General features: G+C 62.7%; 27 protein-coding genes. 8 read left to right on the top strand and 19 right to left on the bottom strand.

Going from position 1 to position 23,231, the window contains the following annotated elements:
• Positions 1–44: 44 nt before the first annotated feature.
• Positions 45–875, bottom strand: coding sequence for a cell envelope integrity EipB family protein (locus X728_RS147630; RefSeq protein ID WP_023671019.1), 831 nt, complete (start codon positions 873–875; stop codon positions 45–47).
• Positions 876–1,013: 138 nt separating this feature from the next.
• Here X728_RS147630 and X728_RS147635 point away from each other — a divergent pair, with 138 nt between their 5' ends.
• The 5 genes from X728_RS147635 to X728_RS0135470 all read left to right on the top strand — a co-directional run bounded on the left by X728_RS147635 (position 1,014) and on the right by X728_RS0135470 (position 5,258).
• Entirely contained in the window at positions 1,014–1,478 is a 465-nt protein-coding gene (locus X728_RS147635) for a RidA family protein (protein ID WP_023832080.1), read from the top strand.
• Positions 1,479–1,492: 14 nt separating this feature from the next.
• Positions 1,493–2,221, top strand: coding sequence for a glycerophosphodiester phosphodiesterase (locus tag X728_RS147640; RefSeq protein ID WP_023832079.1), 729 nt, complete (start codon positions 1,493–1,495; stop codon positions 2,219–2,221).
• 55 nt (positions 2,222–2,276) lie between these two features.
• Positions 2,277–3,491: a GNAT family N-acetyltransferase gene (locus X728_RS147645; RefSeq protein ID WP_023693439.1), complete on the top strand. Its 1,215-nt coding sequence runs from the start codon at positions 2,277–2,279 to the stop codon at positions 3,489–3,491.
• A gap of 122 nt (positions 3,492–3,613) precedes the next feature.
• The gene (locus X728_RS147650; RefSeq protein WP_023684683.1) at positions 3,614–4,042 is read left to right on the top strand and encodes an HIT family protein; all 429 of its coding nucleotides are present in this window, start codon (positions 3,614–3,616) and stop codon (positions 4,040–4,042) included.
• 280 nt (positions 4,043–4,322) lie between these two features.
• Entirely contained in the window at positions 4,323–5,258 is a 936-nt protein-coding gene (locus tag X728_RS0135470) for a phosphatase PAP2 family protein (protein ID WP_031195654.1), read from the top strand.
• Between the two features lie 103 nt (positions 5,259–5,361).
• On the opposite strand, the gene clpA is transcribed toward X728_RS0135470, so the two are convergent.
• The 4 genes from clpA to X728_RS1000000170390 all read right to left on the bottom strand — a co-directional run bounded on the left by clpA (position 5,362) and on the right by X728_RS1000000170390 (position 9,063).
• On the bottom strand, positions 5,362–7,851 hold the full coding sequence (clpA, locus tag X728_RS147655; RefSeq protein WP_023671013.1) for an ATP-dependent Clp protease ATP-binding subunit ClpA: 2,490 nt from the start codon (positions 7,849–7,851) through the stop codon (positions 5,362–5,364).
• A 6-nt stretch (positions 7,852–7,857) separates the two neighbouring features.
• Positions 7,858–8,184 (bottom strand): ATP-dependent Clp protease adapter ClpS, encoded by a 327-nt coding sequence (gene clpS / locus X728_RS147660; RefSeq protein WP_023671012.1) that lies wholly within the window; start codon positions 8,182–8,184, stop codon positions 7,858–7,860.
• A gap of 277 nt (positions 8,185–8,461) precedes the next feature.
• Positions 8,462–8,791, bottom strand: coding sequence for a phasin family protein (locus X728_RS147665; protein ID WP_023671011.1), 330 nt, complete (start codon positions 8,789–8,791; stop codon positions 8,462–8,464).
• On the bottom strand, positions 8,788–9,063 hold the full coding sequence (locus tag X728_RS1000000170390; RefSeq protein ID WP_023726657.1) for a hypothetical protein: 276 nt from the start codon (positions 9,061–9,063) through the stop codon (positions 8,788–8,790). Before X728_RS1000000170390 ends, X728_RS147665 begins: the two co-directional genes overlap by 4 nt.
• An 11-nt stretch (positions 9,064–9,074) precedes the next feature.
• On the opposite strand from X728_RS1000000170390, the gene X728_RS147670 reads away from it, so the two are divergent.
• Positions 9,075–10,526, top strand: a complete 1,452-nt coding sequence (locus X728_RS147670; RefSeq protein ID WP_023706224.1) for a D-alanyl-D-alanine carboxypeptidase — start codon at positions 9,075–9,077, stop codon at positions 10,524–10,526.
• A 46-nt stretch (positions 10,527–10,572) separates the two neighbouring features.
• Here the strand turns inward: X728_RS147670 and X728_RS147675 are convergent, their stop codons facing one another.
• From X728_RS147675 to X728_RS147690, 4 genes are all read right to left on the bottom strand, one after another.
• A complete protein-coding gene (locus tag X728_RS147675; RefSeq protein WP_023700739.1) occupies positions 10,573–11,271 on the bottom strand; it encodes a DnaJ domain-containing protein in 699 nt (232 codons plus the stop codon).
• Positions 11,271–12,002, bottom strand: coding sequence for a hypothetical protein (locus X728_RS147680; RefSeq protein WP_023832078.1), 732 nt, complete (start codon positions 12,000–12,002; stop codon positions 11,271–11,273). Before X728_RS147680 ends, X728_RS147675 begins: the two co-directional genes overlap by 1 nt.
• 103 nt (positions 12,003–12,105) lie before the next feature.
• Positions 12,106–12,543, bottom strand: coding sequence for a DUF1489 family protein (locus tag X728_RS147685; protein WP_023815779.1), 438 nt, complete (start codon positions 12,541–12,543; stop codon positions 12,106–12,108).
• Positions 12,544–12,621: 78 nt separating this feature from the next.
• Positions 12,622–14,025, bottom strand: a complete 1,404-nt coding sequence (locus X728_RS147690) for an L-serine ammonia-lyase (RefSeq protein ID WP_023671005.1) — start codon at positions 14,023–14,025, stop codon at positions 12,622–12,624.
• 271 nt (positions 14,026–14,296) lie between these two features.
• Here X728_RS147690 and X728_RS147695 point away from each other — a divergent pair, with 271 nt between their 5' ends.
• Entirely contained in the window at positions 14,297–15,040 is a 744-nt protein-coding gene (locus tag X728_RS147695) for a DUF599 domain-containing protein (protein WP_023671004.1), read from the top strand.
• On the opposite strand, the gene X728_RS147700 is transcribed toward X728_RS147695, so the two are convergent.
• From X728_RS147700 to X728_RS147730, 7 genes are all read right to left on the bottom strand, one after another.
• Positions 14,989–15,786, bottom strand: a complete 798-nt coding sequence (locus X728_RS147700; protein WP_023671003.1) for a YdcF family protein — start codon at positions 15,784–15,786, stop codon at positions 14,989–14,991. The two genes, X728_RS147695 and X728_RS147700, sit on opposite strands and share 52 nt — an antisense overlap.
• A 7-nt stretch (positions 15,787–15,793) precedes the next feature.
• Complete coding sequence (locus X728_RS147705; RefSeq protein ID WP_023671002.1) at positions 15,794–16,324, bottom strand: hypothetical protein; 531 nt, start codon at positions 16,322–16,324, stop codon at positions 15,794–15,796.
• A 1-nt stretch (position 16,325) separates the two neighbouring features.
• Entirely contained in the window at positions 16,326–17,891 is a 1,566-nt protein-coding gene (locus X728_RS147710) for an amidase family protein (RefSeq protein ID WP_023693429.1), read from the bottom strand.
• Positions 17,891–18,346 (bottom strand): GNAT family N-acetyltransferase, encoded by a 456-nt coding sequence (locus X728_RS147715; RefSeq protein ID WP_023832077.1) that lies wholly within the window; start codon positions 18,344–18,346, stop codon positions 17,891–17,893. The genes X728_RS147710 and X728_RS147715 overlap by 1 nt, the downstream gene beginning before the upstream one ends.
• A gap of 7 nt (positions 18,347–18,353) precedes the next feature.
• On the bottom strand, positions 18,354–18,641 hold the full coding sequence (gene gatC, locus X728_RS147720; RefSeq protein WP_023670999.1) for an Asp-tRNA(Asn)/Glu-tRNA(Gln) amidotransferase subunit GatC: 288 nt from the start codon (positions 18,639–18,641) through the stop codon (positions 18,354–18,356).
• A 110-nt stretch (positions 18,642–18,751) separates the two neighbouring features.
• The gene (locus X728_RS147725; RefSeq protein WP_023670998.1) at positions 18,752–19,168 is read right to left on the bottom strand and encodes a hypothetical protein; all 417 of its coding nucleotides are present in this window, start codon (positions 19,166–19,168) and stop codon (positions 18,752–18,754) included.
• Between the two features lie 44 nt (positions 19,169–19,212).
• Positions 19,213–19,920, bottom strand: a complete 708-nt coding sequence (locus tag X728_RS147730) for a metal-dependent hydrolase (RefSeq protein ID WP_023670997.1) — start codon at positions 19,918–19,920, stop codon at positions 19,213–19,215.
• Between the two features lie 165 nt (positions 19,921–20,085).
• Between X728_RS147730 and ruvX the strand changes: the two genes are divergently transcribed.
• Positions 20,086–20,592, top strand: a complete 507-nt coding sequence (ruvX, locus tag X728_RS147735; RefSeq protein ID WP_023688595.1) for a Holliday junction resolvase RuvX — start codon at positions 20,086–20,088, stop codon at positions 20,590–20,592.
• Here the strand turns inward: ruvX and X728_RS147740 are convergent.
• From X728_RS147740 to X728_RS147750, 3 genes are all read right to left on the bottom strand, one after another.
• Positions 20,510–20,851, bottom strand: a complete 342-nt coding sequence (locus X728_RS147740) for a DUF6105 family protein (protein ID WP_023670995.1) — start codon at positions 20,849–20,851, stop codon at positions 20,510–20,512. The two genes, ruvX and X728_RS147740, sit on opposite strands and share 83 nt — an antisense overlap.
• Positions 20,851–21,438 (bottom strand): hypothetical protein, encoded by a 588-nt coding sequence (locus X728_RS147745; protein WP_023726664.1) that lies wholly within the window; start codon positions 21,436–21,438, stop codon positions 20,851–20,853. Before X728_RS147745 ends, X728_RS147740 begins: the two co-directional genes overlap by 1 nt.
• A gap of 124 nt (positions 21,439–21,562) precedes the next feature.
• Positions 21,563–23,191, bottom strand: coding sequence for a DNA alkylation response protein (locus tag X728_RS147750; protein ID WP_023670993.1), 1,629 nt, complete (start codon positions 23,189–23,191; stop codon positions 21,563–21,565).
• Between the last annotated feature and the right edge of the window lie 40 nt (positions 23,192–23,231).

Raw genomic sequence — 23,231 nt, 5'->3', positions numbered from 1 at the left:
CGGGAACTGCCATCAAGCCTGCCGTGGCCAGCGCCGCATTGTTGCTATTTCGAGACCGGGCAAGGCTTGGTCTGATCGAACAGCGACAGGTTGACCAGCTTTCCGGTCATCGAGAACTCGCCATAGTCCATTGTGAGGTCGCGGGTGATGCCGTTCTCGTGCAGCTTGAAGCTGATGCGGTATTCCGGCACCTCTTCGCCCGATTTGTCGGTCTCGTCGAAATAGGCGATGTCGACCGGCCAGTATTTGTCGCCTGCAAGCTTGGCCAGCGCCGGCGCTTCGGGGTCGGCCTTGTCGCCCTCGGCCTTCTTGCCGACGATGACGGTGGTGGTCATCACCTTGTTGGCATCCTCCGAACCGTCGAACAGGCTGGTTTCGTAGAAATTCTCGCCCTTCTCGGCCTTGCCGATCAGTTCGACCAGATGCTGGGTCGGGAACTGAGTGGCGGCGAGTTCCAGGCTGTTCTTCTCGGGCTTGTCGATGTCGACCTTGAGGCCCTTGGTCTCTTTCGTGGCGGTGCCCTTGACCTCCTTGTCGAGGTTCTGGTCGACGAAGGATTTGGTCACGAACGAGAAGGTCTTGCCTTCGGCGTCCTCGAACGTGGTCGTCTGCTGGTCGGTCAGCCTGGTGTTGTCGCCGGTGGCGATCTGGGTGACGAAACGGAATTTTACCGTATAGCCCTCGCAGGGCGAGCCGTTGAACTCATAGACCATGCGGCCGGAAATGCCGGTGATGCCCGAGCGGTCCGACGCCTTGTCGAGGGTAAGATCGTAGACGGCGCGATGCGCCTGCAGCGCCGGCACGGCAAAGGCTGGAGCCATCGAGAACAGCACCGGAACGAGAACGGCGTGGAAGGCAAGGCGCGTTGCGCGCATAAGGGGCTCCGATCGTCGCAGCTGATGGCAGGCCGCAGGTAAAGATGGTCCAGCTTAAAAAAAGTCGTGGCGGAAGCGAGGCAAAAATAGCAATTTCGGCCCGGCCAGCGCGGCGTCTCCAAGCAATAGGGAAATACGATGAGTGAAACAATCGAAAAGCGGCTAAGCGATCTCGGCGTGACGATACCTGCCGCCGCAGCGCCCGCCGCGAACTATGTGCCCTATTGCAGGTCCGGCAATCTTTTGTTCACCGCCGGGCAGTTGCCGCTCAAGGACGGCAAGCTGCAGGTAAGCGGCCTGCTCGGCCGCGACGTCGACACGGCAACCGGCAAGGAAGGCGCAAAGTACTGTGCAATCAACATCTTGGCGCAGGCAAAAGCAGCACTTGGCGATCTCGAAAAAATCCAGCGGCTAGTCAAGATCACCGTCTTTGTTGCATCAGTGCCGGATTTCGTCGAGCAGCATCTGGTCGCCAATGGCGCCTCCGATTTCCTGGTCGCGGCCCTTGGCGAGCGCGGCAAGCATGCCCGCTCCGCCGTAGGCACCGCCTGTCTGCCGCTTAATGCCGCAGTGGAAATCGAAGCCGTCTTCGAGGTCGCATGAGCAGGACCAAGACAATGACCGACCTTTCCTGGCTGACCGCCCGCCCGGTGGCGCATCGCGGCTTTCACGACATGAACAAGACGCTTTGGGAAAACACGCTGTCGGCCTTCGCTGCTGCCGCCGAGCGCGGCTATGCGATCGAATGCGACGTGCATTTGTCGTCCGACCGCGTCCCCATCATCATTCATGACGGCGATCTCAGGCGGTTGACCGGCCAGGACGGCTTCGTCTGGCAGCGCACGGCAGCGGAACTGGCGGCGCTCAGGATCGGCGGCACCAAGGACCATGTGCCGACACTGCAAGAAGCGCTCGACCTGGTCGACGGCCGTGTGCCGATGGTTGTCGAACTGAAGGGTGTGCCCGGTTACGACGAGGGCTTGGTGGCAAGCGTCGGCAAGATGCTGGAGCGCTACAAGGGCAAGGCGGCGATCATGTCGTTCGACCACTGGCTGGTCCGCGACTTCCCCAAGGATGCGCCTGCCATTCCGGGTGGGCTGACCGCCTACGGCAGGGACAATCAGTTGATCGAGGCGCATTTTGCCATGCTGGCACATGACCTCGCCTTCACCTCCTATGCCGCGGGCGATCTGCCGAACCCGTTCGTCAGCTTCGTGCGCGAAAGGCTTAAAATGCCTGTCATCACCTGGACGGTGCATGACCAGCCGGCGGTGGATCTCACCTTCAAATACGCCGACCAGATGACGTTCGAAGGGTTCGAACCCGATCTGGTCAATGTCGCCTGATGGAAGTGCCTGAAACGTGACTTGTAGCGGCCCCGACAGAGCTTAAATAAGCCCCATGGATCAGGGTGATGAAGGTGACGGGCAAACGGCGAATGCGGAGTTTTCCATCCGCGTTGCCGCCGGCATCAATGCCTTCACCTGCGACGAGTGGAACGGCTTTACCGGCACAACCCGCAGCGACACAGAAAATGGCTATAACCCTCTCGTTTCATATGCTTTTCTGAGCGCGCTTGAAGATTCCGGCTGCGCCGTGCGGCGTACCGGCTGGCAAGGTCATCATCTCAGACTGGAAAATGCCCAAGGCAGATTGCTGGGCGCCGTGCCCTGCTATCTCAAATCGCACAGCCAGGGCGAATATGTCTTCGACCACGGCTGGTCCGATGCGTTCGAACGCGCCGGCGGCAACTACTATCCGAAACTGCAATGCGCCGTGCCGTTCTCTCCGGTCACCGGCCCTCGCCTGCTGGTCAGCAAAGGCGAGGACAGCGCCATTGTGAAGGCCGGTCTCGCAGCGGGCCTGAAGGCGGTGACGGAAAAGCTCGGCGTGTCGTCCGCGCATGTCACCTTCGCCAGTGAAAGCGACGTTGCAACGCTGGAAGCAGCCGGCTTCCTGCACCGCACCGACCAGCAGTTCCACTTCTTCAACGAAGGCTTTTCGACCTATGACGATTTCCTCGCCACGCTGGCATCGCGCAAGCGCAAGGCGATGAAGAAGGAGCGGCGCGAGGCGCTCGCCAACGATATCTCGATCGACCGGCTGACCGGCAAGGACCTGACCGAAAGGGCCTGGGACGATTTCTTCGCCTTCTATATGGATACCGGCAGCCGCAAATGGGGCCGGCCCTATCTCAACCGCAAGTTCTTCTCGCTGATCGGCGAGCGCATGTCCCAGGATATCCTGTTGGTAATGGCCAAGCGCAATGGCCGCTATGTCGCCGGCGCCATCAACTTCATCGGCTCCGATGCGCTCTACGGCCGCAATTGGGGCTGCATCGAGGACCACCCGTTCCTGCATTTCGAAGTTTGCTACCATCAGGCCATCGACTTCGCCATCGAGCGTAAGCTGAAGGTGGTCGAGGCCGGCGCGCAGGGTGAGCACAAGCTGGCGCGCGGCTATCGTCCCGTGACCATGCATTCGGCGCACTACATCGCACATCCCGGCCTGCGCAATGCTGTGGCCGACTATCTCCGGCGGGAACGCCGCGAGGTCGAGCGGATGGGCGAAATCCTGGAAGAGCATACGCCGTTCCGCAAGGATCTTGAGGAATAGCGATCCGCCCCTGCCCTCGCCTGACCATCTTACCTGACCATCTTACCTGACCATCTTACCTGACCATCTTGCCGGTCCGGGACAGCTTCGCTACACCGGGAGCATACTCCCGGAGCGCCGCCATGACCGAGGCCTACGACCCCAGCAATATCTTCGCAAAGATCCTGCGCGGCGAAATCCCCTCGCACCGCATCTACGAGGATGATGCCGTGGTCGCCTTCATGGATGTGATGCCGCAAGGCCCCGGTCACACGCTGGTAGTGCCCAAAGCACCGTCGCGCAATCTGCTCGATGCCGATCCCGCGACGCTCGGCCGGCTGTTCACCACGGTCCAAACGGTCGCGCTGGCGGTCAAAAAGGCTTTCGGCGCTGACGGGGTCACCATCCTGCAGTTCAACGAACCGGCGTCCGGCCAGACCGTCTACCACCTACATGTCCATGTCATCCCGCGGTTCGAAGGCATCGCGCTCAAGCCGCATACGGGGCAGATGGAGAAGCCCGAAGTGCTGACGGAGAACGCGGCGAAGATCCGAGCAGCGCTGAACGGTTGAGGTGGCGCGCGCCTCAGGGAGATGCGCTCAGCCACAATCCACCACGTCGGTTAGGAAAATATCAAACCACGCCGTGATAACGTGCTCCGTACCGGGATGCGTTTGGGTTTTCAAAATCGTGGAACATTCGGTTGCGACATCAGAGCCGTTGGTAAAAGCAGCTGCCGGGCGGGCCTTTCTGCGCACCTTGGCGGACGCGTACCGGCGACACCGCCTGCTGCACGCGATGGCCATCGCTGCCCTGCTTTTGGCAGCCGCGGTCGGCCTGCGCACCGGAAACATGCCGGATTTCGGCGTGCTGGAAGACTATTCCCAATACCTTCTTTTCGCTTTCTGGATCGGTGGCTGCGCCTTCGCACTCGGCAGCTTTTTTCACCTTGCACTCATCAAGCGGGATCCTGAGCCGCTCGGCACTTTCCTGCGATCGATCGGCGGCGTCTTCGGCGACGCCGAGCGCAACGCCAACAGCCTGAATGGTCTGGCCGCGTGCATTGCGCTCATATCCGCTTTCGGTGTGTTGAAAGGCGCGGTCGCGATCCTTTCGCCATTCGCATGGGATCACGCATTGGCTCAGGCCGACCGGGTGCTGCATTTCGGCCGAGCGCCCCATGAATGGCTATGGTTTATCGTCCAGTCGCCGCTCGCCGTAAGATCGTTCAACCTGGCTTACAATTCCTGGTTCGTCGTCCTTATCGCCTCGGTCTTCATCGCTTGCATCACGCGCAGGGACACGAAGCTGCGTCACCAGTTCCTGATGAGCTTCATGCTCGTGTGGATACTGGCGGGTTTTTTCCTGGCGATGGGCCTGTCTTCGGCAGGGCCGTGCTTTTACGAGCGACTGGGGCTGGGCAGCGACTATCATTCCCTGATGCAAGCACTCGCCGCCGCCGATCGCATCTATCCGATCTGGGCGCTCAGCACGCAGGACATTGTGTGGAGCGGCTATATCGGGGCGACGCCAGGCAGTCTCGGCATATCCGCCTTCCCGTCCATGCATGTGGCGATGGCGGTGCTTTTCGCGCTTTATGCAACACGCCGCTCACGGTTGGCCGGCCTTTTGATGTGGGCATTCGCCGCAATCATCATGGTCGGCTCGGTCGTCCTTGGCTGGCATTATGCCGTGGATGGCTATGCGAGCGTTCTGATTTCGATCGCCATCTGGAAGGCGTGCGGGTACTTCCTGGGCAAGTTTGCACCCGAGGGCGTCGCCGCCTGACCTAACAACATCTGACCTGAAAAGCAGGGGCGCTGTGTCGGCAAACCGGCCAGCCAATGAAAAAAGGGCCCGTCACCGGGCCCTTTTTTCATAGGCGAACTTTTTAGCTCTTGCGCGGCAGTTGCGGCACCAGGCTGCGCTTGCCGCCATCCTTGCCCTTGGGCTCAGGCTCGTCCTTGCCCTTGGGCTGAGGCTTCTGCGCCACCGCCTTCTTGGCGACGGGCTTCTTGGCCACCGCCTTGCGGGCTTTCGGCGCCTCTTCCGGCTCCTGCTTCGGCTGCACCGGGGCTTCGTCGGCCAGTGATTCGAGCTTCAGGCCGGTTTCGCCGGTTTCCTTCTTCTCGACGGTGACGCGCACCGTGCCGCCCTTCTTGAGCTTGCCGAACAGCACCTCGTCGGCCAACGGCTTCTTGATGTGCTCCTGGATGACCCGGCCGAGCGGCCGCGCACCCATGCGCTCATCATAGCCCTTGTCGGCCAGCCAGGCGATCGCGTCGGACGACAGGTCGAAGGTGACGCCCCGCTCGGAGAGCTGGGCCTCGAGCTGCATGACGAACTTCTGCACCACCTGATGGATGACCGGCACCGGCAGCGAACCGAACGGGATGATCGCATCGAGACGGTTGCGGAACTCCGGCGTGAACAACCGGTTGATGGCCTCGACATCGTCGCCTTCGCGCTTGGTCGATCCGAAACCGATCGCCGCGCGCTGGGCATCGGATGCGCCCGCATTGGTGGTCATGATAAGGATGACATTGCGGAAGTCGATCTGCTTGCCGTTGTGGTCGGTCAGCTTGCCGTGGTCCATGACCTGCAACAGGATGTTGAACAGGTCCGGATGCGCCTTCTCGACTTCATCCAGCAAGAGCACGCAGTGCGGATGCTGGTCGACCCCGTCGGTAAGCAGACCGCCCTGGTCGAAGCCGACATAGCCGGGAGGCGCGCCGATCAACCGCGAGACGGTGTGGCGTTCCATATATTCCGACATGTCGAAGCGGATCAGCTCGACGCCGAGCGAGGCAGCCAACTGCTTGGCGACTTCGGTCTTGCCGACGCCGGTCGGGCCTGAGAACAGGTAGGAGCCGATCGGCTTTTCCGGTTCGCGCAGGCCGGCACGTGCCAGCTTGATCGCCGAGGTCAGCGCGGTGATGGCGGTGTCCTGGCCATAGACGACGCGCTTCAGCTCGATGTCGAGGCCTTGCAGCACCTTCTCGTCGTCTGCCGAAACCGTCTTCGGCGGGATGCGGGCCATCGTGGCGATGGTGGCTTCGATCTCCTTGATGCCGATCGTCTTCTTGCGCTTGGCTTCCGGCACCAGCATCTGCGAGGCGCCCGTCTCGTCGATCACGTCGATCGCCTTGTCCGGCAGCTTGCGGTCGTTGATGTAGCGGGCCGACAGTTCCACCGAAGCCTTGATCGCCTCGTTGGTGAACTTCACCTTGTGGAATTCCTCATAATAGGGCTTGAGGCCCTTCATGATCTCGATGGCATCCTCGATGGTCGGCTCGTTGACGTCGATCTTCTGGAAGCGCCGCACCAGGGCGCGGTCCTTCTCGAAGAACTGGCGGAACTCCTTGTAAGTGGTCGAGCCGATGCAGCGGATGGCACCCGAAGACAGCGCCGGCTTCAACAGGTTCGACGCATCCATCGCGCCGCCGGACGTGGCGCCGGCGCCGATGACGGTGTGGATCTCGTCGATGAACAGCACGGCGCCGGGATAATCCTCTAGCTCCTTGACAACCTGCTTCAGCCGCTCTTCGAAATCGCCACGGTAGCGGGTGCCGGCCAGAAGCGTGCCCATGTCGAGCGCGAAGATGGTGGCGTCCTGCAGCACTTCGGGCACGTCGCCTTCGACGATGCGCTTGGCCAGACCTTCGGCAATCGCCGTCTTGCCGACGCCGGGATCGCCGACATAGAGCGGGTTGTTCTTAGAGCGGCGGCACAGCACCTGGATGGTGCGGTTGATTTCGCTCTCGCGGCCGATCAGCGGATCGATCTTGCCGGCCTTGGCCTTGTTGTTGAGGTTGACGCAATAAGCCGTCAGCGCATCCTGCTGCTGCTTCTTCTTGCCGCCTTCCTCCTGCGGCTCGGCGCCGTTCTGGCCGCCCTGCTCGTCATCGGCGCCGCGCGGCGAGCGCGTCTCCGATGCGCCGGGGCGCTTGGCGATGCCGTGCGAGATGTAGTTGACCGCGTCGTAGCGGGTCATCTGCTGTTCCTGCAGGAAATAAGCGGCATGGCTCTCGCGCTCGGCAAAGATGGCGACGAGCACGTTGGCGCCGGACACTTCCTCGCGGCCGGATGACTGCACATGGATCACGGCGCGCTGGATGACGCGCTGGAAGCCGGCGGTCGGCTTGGAATCCTCATCGTAACCGGTGACCAGATTGTCGAGTTCGGTGTCGATATAGGTCAGAACGGTGTGCTTCAGCTCGTCGAGATCGACGTTGCAGGCGCGCATAACGGCGGCCGCCTCGGTGTCGTCGATGAGGGCGAGCAGCAGATGTTCTAGGGTTGCATATTCATGGTGCCGCTCATTGGCGAGCGTCAGCGCCTGGTGAAGCGCCTTTTCCAGGCCTTGGGAGAAAGCCGGCATGTTACCTCACTTCTTCTCCATCACGCATTGCAGCGGATGCTGATTCTGTCGGGCGAAATCCATGACCTGAGACACTTTGGTCTCGGCCACCTCGAATGTATAGACCCCGCACTCGCCCACCCCATGATTGTGAACATGAAGCATGATGCGTGTGGCGGCTTCGCGGTCCTTTTGAAAAAAACGCTCCAGGACGTGAACCACGAACTCCATGGGCGTGTAGTCGTCGTTGAGGATGAGGACCCTGTAAAGGCTGGGCTTCTTGGTCTTGGTCTTGGTGCGCGTAATGACGGCTGTGCCGCGACCGGCCTCATTGCCGTCGCCGTCACTTTGCATCCGCACCACGCTTGTCGTGGCAGTCAAACCTGAAGTCACGTAATCCTGCCTCTTTCGAATCCCCATGGCGAGTTCGATATGTAGGTGTTCGATGGACGATTTTAAGCCCTTCTTGTTAGCTGACAATATGGCTAGGTGGGCAAACCGAGGCGATTTTCAAAATCGTGAACCGCCAAAGCCCCGGAATTGAAACCGGCATGAAAAAACCCGGCCGCGCATCCGCGACCGGGTCTGTTTTGCAAGCCCGAAAGGCCGTGCCTGGTATTCTCGAGCGAAATTACTTCGCCTTGGCGACAATCGATTCGAAGGGCTTGTAAGCCTCCTTGGCGAGATCGGCATAGAGATCGCCGAACTTGGTCGCCTCGGCAACGAAGCTCTCATAGCTCTGCTTGGCGAAGTCGGACTGGATCTCGACCGCCTTTTCCAGCGACTTGGCGGAGAACAGCTTTTCGACCGCGGCGCTGCCGGCTTCGAAGCTCTTCTTGGTGTATTCGCCAGCTTCGGTGGCGATCGCCTGCGCGCCCTTGGAGAGCGAGGTGAAGCTCTTCAATCCGGTATCGGCAAACTCCTTGCCGTATTTCGAGAAGTCCTCGTAGGTCTGGGTCATTTGACGTTTCCCTTGGCGTTTTGAAGCGCCCTTGCCTGAGCGCGGTTGTGCAATGCACGAGAATATATTGTGCGCTGCACAAAAGTCAAGATTTCAGCGGCATCAGGCCGCGCTGCGCCGGCAACAGCTAAAATTCGAATAAAGAAAGGCTCAAGCCCGAGGAAAATGGTGAACGCGCCGGTTACCATAAACGGATTGGTAACGCTGGCCGCGATAGTTTGACGACAAGTGAGGTCGGATCCCTTTGCCGCCTCCAGGGCAATGAGTTTCAAAGGAACTATCAGTGCGTCAGGCGTTGTCGGTCTTCGGTTCAAAATCCGCATCTTCCCTCAAAACGATCATGATCCTCGCTTTGGCGATGTCATTTGTCGTTGCGGATGCCGCGTCCTCGATGGCCGCCAGGTCTTCGGCGATCGTCGTCGATGCCAAGACCGGCAAGGTGCTTTATTCGTCCGACGCCAACGGCCGGCGCTACCCGGCGTCGCTGACCAAGATGATGACGCTCTATCTGACCTTCGAGGCCATGGCGAAGGGCCGGATCAGCAGGAACACGCCCGTGCCGTTCTCGGCCAAAGCGGCGGCCGAACCGCCGACCAAGCTCGGCGTCAAGGCGGGCGGAGCGGTTTCGGTCGAGACCGCCATCCTGTCGATGGTGACCAAGTCGGCCAATGATTCGGCGACCGCGCTCGGCGAACTGCTCGGCGGCAGCGAAAGCAATTTTGCCCGCATGATGACCGCCAAGGCGCGCGCGCTCGGCATGGACGGCACCGTGTTTCGCAATGCCAACGGCCTGCCCGATCCCGGCCAGTTCACAACCGCCCACGACATGGCGATGCTCGGCATAGCGCTCAGGGAACATTATCCGCAGTATTACGGCTATTTCTCGCAGCGCTCCTTCCTTTACGGCCGCCAGCGCATCAATGGCCACAACCGTCTGCTCGGCCGCATCAAGGGCGTCGACGGCATCAAGACCGGCTATACCCGCGCCTCCGGCTTCAACCTCGTCTCGTCGGTTTCGGATGGCAACCGCCGCCTCGTCGCCGTCGTCATGGGCGGCACTTCGGGGCGCAGCCGCGACAACCAGATGGCCGGCCTGATCAACGCCTACATGCCGCGCGCATCGACCCGCGGCGGCGGCGCCCTGGTCGCCAAGGCCGGCGGCGACAATCCGGTCAAGGCGCTGGCCAAGGTCTTCCTGCCCAAGCATGACGCGCCGACGCCGGATGGCAAGCCGATCGTTGAAGACGATGCCGTAGCGTCCAATGACGATCCGACATCCGCTGACGAGCAGTCTGCTGAAGGCCAGTCTGCCGACGAACAGACGGTGGCCGCGGTCGAAGAGCCCGCCCCCGTCGTCAAGACCAGGAAGGTCAAGACCGTCATCGTGACGGCGCCGAAGGTCGAAACTGCGCAGATTGTGGCTGCCTATGCCGAACCCACGCCTGTATCCCCACAGGCGGTCGACCCGGTCAACACGGCCTCGGTGCCGGCTGGTTGGGCGGTGCAGGTGGCGTCGTCGCCCAAGCAGTCCGAAGCCCAGGCTTTCCTCGACAAGACCGCCAAGCTGGCGCCCAAAGTTCTTGGGGCTGCTTCCGGTTTCACCGTCGCCTTCGAAAAGGATGGCGAGACCTATTACCGCGCCCGGTTCGGCGGCTTCCGCTCGAAGGACGCGGCCTGGAATGCCTGCAATGCCCTGAAGAAAAAGAAAATCGCCTGCTACGCCGTCCAACAGTAGGGCGGCGTCGGAACCATCTCCCGGAAATTTACTGCGTCGAAGGAGACTAGTTGTGATTGGAGAGCAAGACGTCCTTGGCTTCGTTGATCCGCGCCGCCAGGAAAGACGTGCCGCCGATGTCGGGGTGCAGGCGCTGCATCAGGCGGCGGTGCGCCTTGCGGACATCCGCCGCGGCGGCCCCCGCTTCAAGACCAAGGATCTTGTAGGCCTCCTCCTTAGTCATGGCGCCCGCACCTGGCGCAACACCCAGCCCTTCGCCACCGTTCGCCTCAGCGTCTTTGCGCCAGACGGGAAAACGGCCGTCAAGATACGTCTCTAGGAGCTGGCGGCTCTCCGGGTCGCCGGGGAGTTCGCGGTAAAGCTGCTGCAGCTCGGCCAGGCCCATCGCGCCCAGCATCTTGCCTTCATGGCGGCCGGCCAGAACCAGGCCTTCAAGCCCGCCCGTATCGTGATCAAGCTCCATTTCCAGTGCGGCGGTCCGCACCGTCGAGCGCTTGCCGGGCGCCGGCCCGACCGACGGCCGCTTCATTCGCATCGAACCGTACCAGGCAAGGGCCGCGGCCAGAATGAGGCCGGCAATGCCTTCGCGCCCGACCACCAGCACGGCGAGCCCGACCAGCGCCAGAAGCACCGGCCCGAGCGTGCGCATGCCGCTTGCCAGTTTTTGCGCATCGGCGCGGACAAAGATCGTCGCCGCGCCGAGCAGCACCAGAAACAGTGCAACAAGTGCAATGATAGCGCCCATCAATTCCCGCCGCCCCTGAGATGCTCGATCAGCAGCCGGTCTCCCGGCCTGTCCCTTGCCTCGAGCGCCTTCAATCCGCCGGTCGCATAGACGGCAACCGCCGAAAGCAGCCCGGCCAAGGTCGCGGCAGCCCGCCGATCAAATCGGAACCAAGCCCCTTTGGACAGCCGCGCAATCTCCTTGAACGCCCTTTCTGCGCCGGAATCATGACCTTCCTGGAAGACGAAGACGGGAACGCCGTGCAGGCCGAGGCTGCCGGCCTTCTGCGCCAGGTCGTCGATATCCTCTTCCATGGCGTCGCCGATATAAACCAGAGCGTTGACCTTGGCCGCCGCCGTTTCCTTTAGCGCATGCGCCAGCACCTTGCCGATCTGGGTGTGGCCGGCACGGCAGTCGATCCGCGTCATCAGCTGCTTCAGGGCATCAGTATCGGCGACAAAAGCCGACGAGCGGCACTCGCCCAACCCGCGAAAATAGGCCAGTTGGACGCTGAGAGTTCCGGCCTTGCCGACGGCGTCGAACATTTCGCCCTGCAGCTTGGTGGCGAGATCCCAGGTCGGCTGGCGGCTCATCGTGGCGTCGAGCGCAAGGATCAGCCGCCCGGAGCCGGTCGCGGACGCGGCAAGCGTCCGGGCCTGACGGATGAAGGCGTCGATCTCGCCGGCATTGGATTGAGGCTTGACCGGCGCAGGACTGGCCCTTGCGGGCACGCGCTGCTTCTTGTCGCTCATAAGAAGCAAGATGTGGCGTTGTCGGGCCCCTTGCAAGTCCAGCCTTGGACAAGATGAAGGGCCAGCGCTCGACGCTCTGGGAGAAGCGGCCGCGCCCTTGGCTCTACAGCAAGCCCAGATCGGCGAGCTCGCGCTTCAGTTTCGGCGGCATCTCGACCATTCCGGCCTTGCCCTTGCCGATATCTGCGGGCGCATCCGAAGGTTTGAGATAACGCCAGCCCTGGAAGGCGCGGCGCGGCTGCCAGTCGGTGCGCACGACGTCGAGGTCGAGCATCAGGCGGCAACGGCCGATGCCTTCGTCGTCGGTGAAGGGCCTGATATCAGTGATCAGCTGGCGGCATTGCACGCTGCCCTTGATCACCCAATAAAGCGAACCGCCATCGGTCACCTCGGCGCCGCGCGCCGGCACCATGCGGGTGGTGTGCCAGTGCTCGGCGGGTTCGCCGGCGCGGCGGCGCTCATCGACGCGAAAGGCGATCCATTCTTCGAGGTCCTCGACGCTGTCGCAACCGACGCACAGTTTTAGGAGATTGAGTGCCATCGCTTAAGGTTTAGTCCGGCGCGCGATTGCGTCAACGGCCCTGCCCGACTTCTCCACAGTGCCAGTGGCGTTGCGCGGTCAGCATTCCACGACATTGACGGCGAGCCCGCCAAGGCTGGTTTCCTTGTACTTCTCGTTCATGTCGAGGCCCGTCTGGCGCATTGTTTCGATCGCGGCGTCGAGCGGCACGAAATGGACGCCGTCGCCTTTGATCGCCAGAGAGGCGGCGGTGACCGCCTTGACGGCGCCGAGCGCGTTGCGCTCGATGCAAGGCACTTGGACCAGACCGCCGACTGGATCGCAAGTCATGCCGAGATGATGTTCGAGCGCGATTTCGGCGGCGTTCTCGACCTGCTCGGGCGTGCCGCCCATGACGGCGCAGAGACCCGCGGCAGCCATCGCCGAGGCCGAGCCGACCTCGCCCTGGCAGCCGACTTCGGCGCCGGAGATCGAGGCATTGGTCTTGATGATGCCGCCGACGGCGGCGGCCGTGAGCAGGAAGTCGCGGATGCTCGGCTGGTCAGCCTCGGGGTGGAAATGCAGCCAGTAACGCAGCACCGCCGGCAATGTGCCGGCCGCGCCATTGGTGGGCGCGGTGACGACGCGTCCACCGGCCGCGTTCTCTTCGTTCACCGCCATGGCGTAGATCGACAGCCAGTCATTGGCCAGCAAAGGGTTGGGCTTGTTCTGCTGCCATTGCTCCTGCAGCTTGTCGTGCAGCATGCGGGCACGACGGCGCACTTTCAGCCCGCCCGGCATGATGCCGTCCTGCGACAGGCCGCGGTCGATGCAGCCCTTCATGGCGCCCCAGATCGCATCAAGGCCGCTGTCGAGCTCCTCGCGCGACATATGCGTCTCTTCATTGACGCGCTTCATGTCGGCGATAGACAGGCCGCTTTTGCCTGCCATCTTCAGCATCTCGACGGCGTTCTTGAAGGGATAGGGCACCTTCTTGCCTTCTGTGGTCACCGAGCCCTTGACCTTCATCCGCTGCAGCTCTTCCTCGGACACCACGAAGCCGCCGCCGATGGAATAATAGATGCGCTTGAGCAGCAGCCGGTCGCCGGCATCGTAAGCGTAGAAAGCCATGCCGTTGGCGTGGCCGGTGAGCGGCGTCTTGCGGTCGAGCACCAGATCCGTCGCCGGGTCGAAGCGATAGGAGGGATGGCCGTGTGGCGATATCCGCTTCTCGGCGGCGATGCGCGTGGCGATGCCTTCGGCCTGATCGGGATCGACCGTCTGCGGTGTCAGGCCAGCAAGGCCGAGGACAACGGCGCGATCCGAGCCATGGCCGATACCGGTATAGGCGAGCGAACCGTGCAGGCTGGCGCCCAGACGATCAACTTTCGCGCCGGCCGGGCGCGGCCAGTCGTCTCCGGCGATCTCGTCGAGAAACCGCCGCGCCGCTGTCATCGGTCCCATCGTGTGCGAACTCGACGGTCCGACGCCGATCTTGAACAGGTCGAAAACCGAAAGAAACACGCTGCGCCGTCTCCGGGAATGGGATCAAGACCTACATATAGGACTTTCCATGATGTTTGTGCTGTTTTGCGGATTGCGGCGCTGCACCTGCCGACCTTGTTTGCTCCGGCAGCGACATCACCGGCTGAAAGCGTGTCGCGCTGAAACGGATTCATGCGACGCGCTTTAAGTTCTTGTTTCAATGCATGTCGTTGTCCCAGAACCGCAGCTCACCTCTGGGCGCATGCATTGGAGCATCGAACTGACCGCTTTGCCTGTGGTAAAAGGCGGCATGGGCGATTCCTTCCATCTGTCGACGGCTGATCTGGCGGCGCTGGCTTTCTTCCTGCTCGCATGGTTGCTGCATACGCTGGCGTCCGACGGCAGACTGGTCAGCCGGGTGTCGTTGACGATGGCCATGAACGTGCAGCGCGAGGCCTGGATGCGCACCATGGCCGAGCGCGAAATCCGCATCGTCGACACCGCCATCATGAGCGGCCTGCAGCAAGGCACCGCCTTTTTCGCCTCCAGTTCGCTGATTGCGCTCGGTGGCTGTTTCGCGCTGCTTGGCGCCTCGGATCAGGTCCTTGCCGTGCTGAACGACCTGCCGTTGAACGCGACCTCATCGCGCTCCGCCTTTCAGATCAAGGTCTTTGGCCTGGTGCTGATCCTGGCCTTCGCCTTCTTCAAGTTCGGCTGGGCCTACCGTCTCTTCAACTACTGCACGATCCTGATCGGCGCGGTGCCGATCCCCTATGGCGAGGCGTCACGCAACCCGGTCAGCGAAACGGCGGTGTGGCGCGCGGCGCGCATGAACATGCTGGCCGGCAAGCATTTCAATTCAGGCCTGCGCGCGGTGTTCTTCTCGATCGGCTATCTCGGCTGGTTCGTCGACCCGATCGTGTTCGTGCTGTCGACGCTGCTGCTACTGGCAGTGCTGGTGCGGCGTCAGTTCTTTTCCGCCGCAAGGCAAGCCGTGATCGGTCAGCCGCCCGGGCCGGGGAAAAGCTGGTCGATCCGGCCCGACAGCCAATAGGCGGCGAGCCCGATCCACTCGCGGATCGCCACGGTCGTGGTCTGCAGCGAATCGGGTGCGTTGTCGCGAAACAGGCCAAAGCCTTCCTTGCCCGAGGTGCGATAGTCGACCGGCCACGGGACCGTGTGAAAGCCGGCCTTGTCGAACAGCGCCTTGGCGCGCGGCATGTGGAAGGCGGAGGTCACCAGCAGCCAGGTTTCGCCCGATTTCGGCGTTACCAGTTCCTTGGTGAAGACGGCATTCTCATAGGTGTTGCGGGATTTGCTCTCGAGCATCAGGCGATCGGCGTCGACGCCAAGCGCACCGAGCAGCCGCGGCGCGGTGGCCGCATCCCCCTCGCCATCGATGAACAGTTCACCGGTGCCGCCCGAGATAACCACTTTCGCCTCGGGAAAGCGCCGGGCAAGGATCGCCGCCTCGACCATGCGGTCGCCGCCGGAATTCAGCTCATAGCCGCCGCGCGCCAAGTTGATGGCGCCCTCGAAGCCGCCGCCGAGCACGACAATGCCGTCGACCTTCCGCGGCAGCGGCGGCTTTGGGAAGCGCTCTTCGAGCGGATTGAGCATCATGGCGCCAAGCGACGTCCAGGCCGACAGCGCCAGAATCAGGAAGGCGAACACACTGCCCGTCGCCGCCAATCGCCGGCGGCCGATCAGCGCCGCGAGCAAGCCGGCAAGCAGCAGGAAGATCGCCAGGTTGAGTGGTTGGACGAAGAACCAGAATACCTTGGAGAGATAGAAGAACATTGCCTGCCTATCTCCAGCTCAAATTGTGACGGCCGGTGAAGTGCTCGACCGCACTCGCTACCGCTTCCGCTTCGAGGCGGCTTAACTCCCTGCCGAAAACAAGGACGCCGTTCGCGTTGGTCAAGCTGATGACTTCCGACAGTCCCACTTCGTCCGTGGGATAGGTATGGTCGAGGATTTCGACCCTAAGATGCCCTTTCAAAGGCAGTGACCACCGATTTCGCAAGGAACCCCTCACCGAGCGCACGGCTGCAGTGTCGGTCAGCCGCAGGGTTTCCCTGCCGAACACCCGCCAGATGAAATCCTTGCCCAGGAAATAGGTGAAGAGGGCAATGACCGCCACGAAGGACAGCAGGCCGAGCGTGCCGCTGGTGAGCGTTGCGGACGACATATCCGTCAATCCCATGTAGCCGGTGTAGGCGACGATCGCGGCCCCGATCAGGACAAAGACTGTCCTGAAATCCGAGGTGCGTGGCGGGTTCGTGATCAGCAGTTCGTTTCCCGTCTCGACGATGGAAATGCGAGACGGAGGCGGCATGCTACCACCACTTCTCCGGCTGGAAGGTTCCCGCCGCCTGCTCGATGACGGCGGCTGTCTGGAACAGGGTTTCCTCGTCGAAGGGACGGCCAATCAGCTGCAGGCCGAGCGGCAGGCCCTTGGCATCGAGGCCGGCAGGCACGGCAATGCCCGGCAGTCCGGCCATGTTCACGGTCACCGTGAAAATGTCGTTGAGGTACATTTTCACCGGATCGGCGGCCATGTCCTCGTCAGCGATGCCGAAGGCGGCCGACGGCGTCGCCGGCGTCAGGATGACGTCGACGCCGTCGGCAAAAACCGTCTCGAAGTCGCGCTTGATCAAATTGCGCACCTTCTGCGCCTGCAGATAGTAGGCATCGTAATAGCCCGCCGACAGCACATAGGTGCCGATCATGATGCGACGCTTGACCTCCCGACCGAACCCGGCGGCTCGGGTCTTTTCGTACATGTCGACAATGTCCTGGCCCGGCACGCGCAGGCCGTAGCGGACGCCGTCATAGCGCGCCAGATTGGATGACGCTTCGGCGGGCGCAACGATATAATAAGCCGGCAAAGCGTATTTGGTGTGCGGCAGCGAGATGTCGACGATCTCGGCGCCGGCATCCCTGAGCCAGGCAATGCCCTTCTGCCACAGCGCCTCGATCTCTTCCGGCATGCCGTCGACGCGGTATTCCCGGGGAATGCCGACCTTCATGCCCCTGATCGGTTTGCCGATCGCCGCCTCGTAATCCGGCACCGGCCGGTCGACGGAAGTGGTGTCCTTGGGGTCGACCGAGGCCATGGACTTCAGCATGATCGCGGCATCGCGCACGTCCCGGGCGATCGGGCCGGCCTGATCGAGCGACGAAGCGAAGGCGACGATGCCCCAGCGCGAGCAGCGGCCATAGGTCGGCTTGATGCCGACGGTGCCGGTGAAGGCGGCTGGCTGGCGGATCGAGCCGCCGGTGTCGGTGGCGGTGGCGCCGGCGCACAGGAAAGCCGAGACGGCGGAAGCCGAGCCCCCCGAGGAGCCGCCGGGCACCAGTTGGGCATTGTCCAGCGTGCGCGCGGTCTTGGTGCCGCCGGCCGAAACGAAACCGCCATCGCCCTGATGCGTGGTCGGCATCACCACCGTGTCGAGGCGCGAACGCCGCCACGGATTGACGACAGGGCCGTAATAGGAGGTCTCGTTGGACGAGCCCATGGCGAACTCGTCCATGTTAAGCTTGCCCAGCATGACGGCGCCGTCTGCCCACAGATTGGCGGTGACGGTCGATTCGTAGCGCGGCTTGAAGCCGTCCAGCACATGGCTGCAGGCCTGGGTGTGGATACCTTCGGTGCCGAACAGGTCCTTGATGCCGAGCGGGATGCCTTCCAGCGCACCGCCCTGGCCCTTGGCGAGCCTGGCGTCGGAAGCTTTGGCCATATCGCGCGCCTTGTCGCCGGTGACGACGATGTAGGCATTGAGCACCGGATTGGCGCGCTCGATGGCACCGAGATAGGCCTCGGTGATTTCGACGGCAGAAATCTCCTTGGCGCGCAGCTTGGCGCGCGCCTGCGAAATTGTCAGATGGGTCAGTTCGCTCATCAAAGGCTCTTTTCGTAAAACACCGACCACTCGGAATCGGGATAATCCAGCACCGGCCCGCAGCGCGAGAAGCCGGCGCGTTCATAGACGGTCCAGGCGGCGGGATGGCGGTCGCCGGTTTCCAGCACCAGACGCTTCAGCCCTTCGCTGCGCGCCAGCGTTTCGACATGTTCGACGATCTTGGCGCCGATCTTCCTGCCCCGATGCGAAGGCCGCGTGTACATACGCTTGACCTCACCGACGCGGGCATCATGGCGCTTCAGCGCGCCGCAACCGCTGGCTTGCCCGTCGTCGCGGGCGATGAACACGGTGGTGTCGTCGCCAGCCATCTGCTCGACCGTCAGATGGTAGCAATGCTCCGGCGGCGTCAGTTCGAGCAGCGTCGCGTTGAGCTCCTCGACCAAAGCGCGGACATCGTCCTGCAGCGGCGTTTCGACGGCGATCTCGATTGCCATCGGCCAGCTACTCCACGACCTTCGGCACGAGGAAGAAATTCTCGTCAGTGGCCGGCGCGTTGGCGACGATATCGGCAGCCTTGTTGCCGTCGGTGACGATGTCTTGGCGCTTCTTCATCTCCATCGGGGTCACCGATGTCATCGGTTCGACGCCGGAGACATCGACCTCGTTCAGCTGCTCGACAAAGCCCAGAATGGCGTTCAGCTCGCCGGTCATGCGCTCGGCATCCTCCTCGCTCACCGCAATGCGGGCGAGACGCGCGACGCGCTTCACAGTTTGCAGATCAACGGACATGTCTTTAGCCTTTGGGAAAACCAGATGGCGCTATAGCGGCGTGGCGCGTGCCGCGCAACATCGATCGTGCTTGGGGATAGAGCCCGTTCATGCCAGGGCGGCATTTCAGCCTAGGGCAGCGATACACCCTCGCACAGATAATAGCTGCCGCCATTGCCGGCCTGCTCGCCTTCGTCGGCGGTCGGGCGCACCGAGACGATGTCGATTTGGGTCGCGTTCATCTGCGTGATCGACAGTATATCGGGAAAGAGAAAGCCCGGCTCCTGGCAGATGGCAGTGACCGCCCAGCTCGGCGAGCGCGTCGCCTTGGTGACCTGGACGAACTCGCAATTATACTCGACGCTTTGCAGGCCGTCCGCCGACAAGATGACATTGCCGGTGTCAATCAGCGTCTGCAGCGTGTCCTTTTTGGCTTGCGCGCAAAGCTCCTGGGTCTGGAGGTAAACGCCCTTGATGAAGTCCTCGGCGGCGGATGCGGGCGACGCAGCGACCAGCATCGAAACGCAAAGAGTCTCTCTCAAACCCATGGTTTAATTCCCCTTTGCGACAAGGGATCGTTTCAACGATCGCTCTATAGTGTGATCGTTTGGCCGATGGCTGGCAAGGCTACGTCGACACCTGATCCTTCGAGGCCGGCCACGAACTTCTCCGCCGTCGCGTCGATGATCGGGAAGGTGCCGAAGTGGCATGGCACGACGGTGTCGAAGTGGAAGAAGCGCCGGCAGGCCAGGGCCGCCACCGCGCCGCCCATGGTGAAGCGGTCGCCGACCGGCACGAGGCCGATCTTCGGCTCATGCAATTCCTCGATCAGCGCCATATCGGAGAAGATGTCGGTGTCGCCCATATGGTAGAGCGTCTTGTCCTCCGGGAAATGCAGGACCAGCCCGTTGGGATTGCCGAGGTAGACGTTCTGGCCGCCATCGAGCCCAAACGACGAGGAATGCAGTGCCTGCACGAATGTGGTGGTGAAGGCACCGCAATCGACGGTGCCGCCATGATTGCCGGGATTGATCTTCTTGCCGTCGACGCCCTTGCCGACCAGGTACATGCAGATCTCGTAATTGGCGACCAGCTGGGCGCCGCTCTTCTTCAGCACCTCCACCGCGCCGCTGACATGATCACTGTGGCCGTGGGTCAGAAGCACATGGGTGACGCCTTCCGCCGGCCCCTCCCAGCCGCTCGTCCATGATGGGTTGCCGACGAGATAGGGGTCGATCAGGATGTTCGCGCCTGATGTCTCGACGCGGAAGGCGGAATGTCCGTACCAGGTCAATTTCATCGATCGTGTTCCTCGATTTTGGTTGCGCCGGAAGATAGAACGCCGGCAGCAAAATTAAAGTGACATAGTGTGCTCGCGGTTCAAAAGAACGTGTCGCGCTCTTTGTGACGGCAAGTCTGGGTCACGGTTAGACTGGGTCACGGTAAAACTGGTTGGGGAAAGCCGTTGGGCATCATAGCAATCGAGGATCTGCCGGCACGGCTGGAGGGCGGCAGGACGCTGGCCGGGCTCGACCTCGGCGACAAGACGATCGGTGTCGCCGTTTCCGACCGCGGCCTGTCCTTCGCCCATCCGCGCGCGGTCATCCTGCGCAAAAAGTTTTCGCTGGATGCGGCAGCGCTGCTCGCCCAGCTGCAGAAGGACAATGTCGGCGCGTTTGTACTCGGTCTCCCCATCAACATGGACGGTTCGGAAGGTCCCCGCGCCCAGAAGTCGCGCGCCTTCGTGCGCAACATGGCAGGTATAACCGACCTGCCCTTTGTGCTGTGGGACGAGCGGCTGTCGACGGTGGCGGCGGAGCGGACGCTGATCGAGATGGATTTCTCGCGCCGAAAGCGCGCCGGCAAGATCGATTCGGCGGCTGCGGCCTTTATTCTGCAGGGAGTTCTGGACCGGCTCCAGTCGCTTGACCCACGCGATCGGACGGAACCGGATTCCCCGCCTGCCGCCTGACCCAGGCCATGATGTTGCGGCGGCGGCGAAACGCCCACAATGCCATCAGCAGGAAGCCGTCGAAGATGCAGGCCCTTGCCACCATGCCCGGAATGATCGCCGGATCGATGCCCAGCATCTGCCCGTAGAGCTGAAACACGAAATCATGCAGCTGCCGGCTGAGCATGACGTAGCCGAAATTGATGTCGTTGAGCGACAGGAAGAACCAGCCCCAGAACAGAGCGAGTGGCGCGGCCCACAATGCGAACAGCGTGCGCATCAGTGACCGTCCCTGCGGCTGGAGCCGCCTCTGCGACCGCTGGGACCAATGTCCGGACGGCCGGAAATGCGCGATAGCAAGGAGCCGTGCGCGGCACCCTTGGCCATGGCATGGGCGGTGGCGCGGCTCTCTGCCTCCCGAGAAACCATGACAGCGAAGACCGACCTCCGCTCGGCCAGCATGGCGACATAGGAGGCCAGAAGTGCCGCCAATTGCACGGCGACAACCAAAAACAGGCCGTTGATGCCTCGCGCTGCGCCGCCGATCAGGATGAGCGACAACACCGCGGATGCCGAAATGAAGGCGGTCCGCGCCACACTGTCGGCTTCGTCCGGGCTCGCTGCGGCGTTAACCAGGCTCTCGACGAAGACCCAGCAAAACAGCACCGCCACGACCAGCAAGGCGATGGCCAGCGGCGCCACGACGGCAGCATTGTCGAGATCGGCCAGACGAGTGTTTTCCACGACGACGCCGAGCACGCCCAGAGCGCCCGCAACGCCGCGGTTTCCATCGACACAGATGAACGCCAGCAGGGCGAAAACCAGCGCCCAGTGCAAGGCCAGAAAGGACGTCAAAATGTGCCGCATGGCATTCCTGCTTTGGTGACAAAGACAGTGGGGTCTGCGGCCTGCGGCTGCAACGGAAACCATTCGTTAAGGTTAACGGCTGTCCACAGGCAGGCAAATTCGTTCACGGCCTGGCGGAAGGCCCTCAATTCACCGGCGGATAGAGCGTGTCGATGATCATGCGCGCATCGTGGCGCGAATCGAGCATGCCATAGGTGTTGCGCCACTGGCCGGCGAGCCGCGTCTCGACGAAGGCGTCCGCAATCCGCCCTGCCCCCAGCCGGCGCAATTCCGCAGCTGCCGCCGACAGCGCCAGCTGTTCGGTCAGCAGGCGGGCCGACCCCTCATCGGTGCCGGCGACCTGCATGGCCGCCTTGAGCACGCCAATGGTTCCGCGTCCGCCGGCGCCGAGATCGCGGTCGATGCCGGCCAGCACCTCCTCGAACAGGCCGGGCGCGCGGCCGAGCACGCGCAGCACGTCGAGCGCCATGACATTGCCTGAGCCCTCCCAGATCGCATTGACCGGGGCTTCGCGGTAGTAGCGGGCGAGCGGCGCTTCCTCGACATAGCCATTGCCGCCGAGGCACTCCATCGCCTCATAGAGCAGTGGCGGCGCGATCTTGCAGACCCAGTATTTGACCACCGGGGTCATGGCGCGGGCAAAAGCAGCCTCGCCGCGGTCGCCGGCAGCCTCGTCGAAGGAGCGCGCCAGTCGGAACGAGAGTGCCGTGGCGGCGGCGACATCGAGCGCCATGTCCGCCAGCACGCGCTGCATAAGCGGCTGTTCGATCAGCGTCGAGCCGGCCACCTGGCGGTGACGGGCGTGATGCACGGCCTCAGCCAGCCCCGCTCGCATGATTGCCGACGAGGCGACGGCGCAGTCGAGCCGGGTCAGCGTGACCATGTCCATGATCGTCTTTATACCGGCGCCGGGCTCGCCGACCATCTCGCCGATGGCGTTGACGAACTCTACCTCCGATGAGGCGTTGGAGCGGTTGCCGAGCTTGTCCTTCAGCCGCTGAAAGCGGAAGCCGTTGCCGGAACCGTCGCCGAGGATGCGCGGGACGAGAAAACAGGAAAGCCCTTCCGGCGCCTGTCCAAGCACGAGAAAAGCGTCCGACATCGGCGCCGACATGAACCATTTGTGGCCGGTGAGGCGATAAAAGCCGCTGCCGGCGCGTTCGGCCCGTGTGGTGTTGGCGCGCACGTCGGTGCCGCCCTGCTTTTCGGTCATGCCCATGCCGAGCGTCAGCCCGGCCTTGTCGACCGGCGGCTTCTGGCTCTGGTCGTATTTGCGCGTCGTCACGCGCGGCGCCCATTCGCGAAACAGCTTTGGGCTGGCCATCAGGGCGGCCAGCGAAGCGCTGGTCATGGTGATGGGGCAGAGATGCCCGGTCTCGAGTTCGGCGGTCAGGTAGAAACGCGCGGCGCGCACCTGATGGCGACGGCCGATCTCGCTATCGCCGTTTTCCCAGATCGAGGAATGCAGGCCGCCGGCAACCGAGCGGCGCATCAGCGCATGATAGGCCGGATGGAATTCGACGAGGTCGATGCGCCGGCCCTGACGGTCATGCGTGCGGAGCTTCGGCGTCTCGACATTGGCGAGGCGCGCCAGCTCCTGCGCCTCCTGCGTCAGGACGAACCGGCCAAGCCCGTCGAGGTCCTTGCGCACCGGATCGGAAAAACGCTCGGCAAGCTGGATCAGCAACGGATCGCCCCGCCAGGCGTTGCCGCCCGTCAGCGGCGGCGGCTGGTTGGTCACGTCGTCGGTCACGCCCAATCCTTCTGAAAGTAGAAGGGCCTTCTAACGGTAG

This window comes from Mesorhizobium sp. L103C119B0, assembly GCF_000502235.1.
Lineage (GTDB): Bacteria > Pseudomonadota > Alphaproteobacteria > Rhizobiales > Rhizobiaceae > Mesorhizobium.
This window is presented reverse-complemented; position numbering and strand designations above follow the sequence as displayed.

Excerpts from the sequence above, each read along its gene's own strand:
- clpS (WP_023671012.1), bottom strand. The coding sequence starts at position 8,184 with ATGCAAAGTGACGGCGACGGCAATGAGGCCGGTCGCGGCACAGCCGTC.
- X728_RS147740 (WP_023670995.1), bottom strand. The coding sequence starts at position 20,851 with ATGCGCACGCTGTTCGCATTGTGGGCCGCGCCACTCGCTCTGTTCTGG.
- X728_RS147745 (WP_023726664.1), bottom strand. The coding sequence starts at position 21,438 with ATGCGGCACATTTTGACGTCCTTTCTGGCCTTGCACTGGGCGCTGGTT.
- X728_RS147695 (WP_023671004.1), top strand. The coding sequence starts at position 14,297 with ATGGGCGATTCCTTCCATCTGTCGACGGCTGATCTGGCGGCGCTGGCT.
- X728_RS147640 (WP_023832079.1), top strand. The coding sequence starts at position 1,493 with ATGACCGACCTTTCCTGGCTGACCGCCCGCCCGGTGGCGCATCGCGGC.
- X728_RS147685 (WP_023815779.1), bottom strand. The coding sequence starts at position 12,543 with ATGGCACTCAATCTCCTAAAACTGTGCGTCGGTTGCGACAGCGTCGAG.
- X728_RS147680 (WP_023832078.1), bottom strand. The coding sequence starts at position 12,002 with ATGAGCGACAAGAAGCAGCGCGTGCCCGCAAGGGCCAGTCCTGCGCCG.
- gatC (WP_023670999.1), bottom strand. The coding sequence starts at position 18,641 with ATGTCCGTTGATCTGCAAACTGTGAAGCGCGTCGCGCGTCTCGCCCGC.
- X728_RS147715 (WP_023832077.1), bottom strand. The coding sequence starts at position 18,346 with ATGGCAATCGAGATCGCCGTCGAAACGCCGCTGCAGGACGATGTCCGC.
- X728_RS0135470 (WP_031195654.1), top strand. The coding sequence starts at position 4,323 with ATGCCGGATTTCGGCGTGCTGGAAGACTATTCCCAATACCTTCTTTTC.
- X728_RS147725 (WP_023670998.1), bottom strand. The coding sequence starts at position 19,168 with ATGGGTTTGAGAGAGACTCTTTGCGTTTCGATGCTGGTCGCTGCGTCG.
- X728_RS147730 (WP_023670997.1), bottom strand. The coding sequence starts at position 19,920 with ATGAAATTGACCTGGTACGGACATTCCGCCTTCCGCGTCGAGACATCA.
- X728_RS147630 (WP_023671019.1), bottom strand. The coding sequence starts at position 875 with ATGCGCGCAACGCGCCTTGCCTTCCACGCCGTTCTCGTTCCGGTGCTG.
- X728_RS147675 (WP_023700739.1), bottom strand. The coding sequence starts at position 11,271 with ATGGGCGCTATCATTGCACTTGTTGCACTGTTTCTGGTGCTGCTCGGC.
- X728_RS147645 (WP_023693439.1), top strand. The coding sequence starts at position 2,277 with ATGGATCAGGGTGATGAAGGTGACGGGCAAACGGCGAATGCGGAGTTT.
- X728_RS147665 (WP_023671011.1), bottom strand. The coding sequence starts at position 8,791 with ATGACCCAGACCTACGAGGACTTCTCGAAATACGGCAAGGAGTTTGCC.
- X728_RS147650 (WP_023684683.1), top strand. The coding sequence starts at position 3,614 with ATGACCGAGGCCTACGACCCCAGCAATATCTTCGCAAAGATCCTGCGC.
- X728_RS147705 (WP_023671002.1), bottom strand. The coding sequence starts at position 16,324 with ATGCCGCCTCCGTCTCGCATTTCCATCGTCGAGACGGGAAACGAACTG.
- X728_RS147700 (WP_023671003.1), bottom strand. The coding sequence starts at position 15,786 with ATGTTCTTCTATCTCTCCAAGGTATTCTGGTTCTTCGTCCAACCACTC.
- X728_RS147710 (WP_023693429.1), bottom strand. The coding sequence starts at position 17,891 with ATGAGCGAACTGACCCATCTGACAATTTCGCAGGCGCGCGCCAAGCTG.
- X728_RS147635 (WP_023832080.1), top strand. The coding sequence starts at position 1,014 with ATGAGTGAAACAATCGAAAAGCGGCTAAGCGATCTCGGCGTGACGATA.
- clpA (WP_023671013.1), bottom strand. The coding sequence starts at position 7,851 with ATGCCGGCTTTCTCCCAAGGCCTGGAAAAGGCGCTTCACCAGGCGCTG.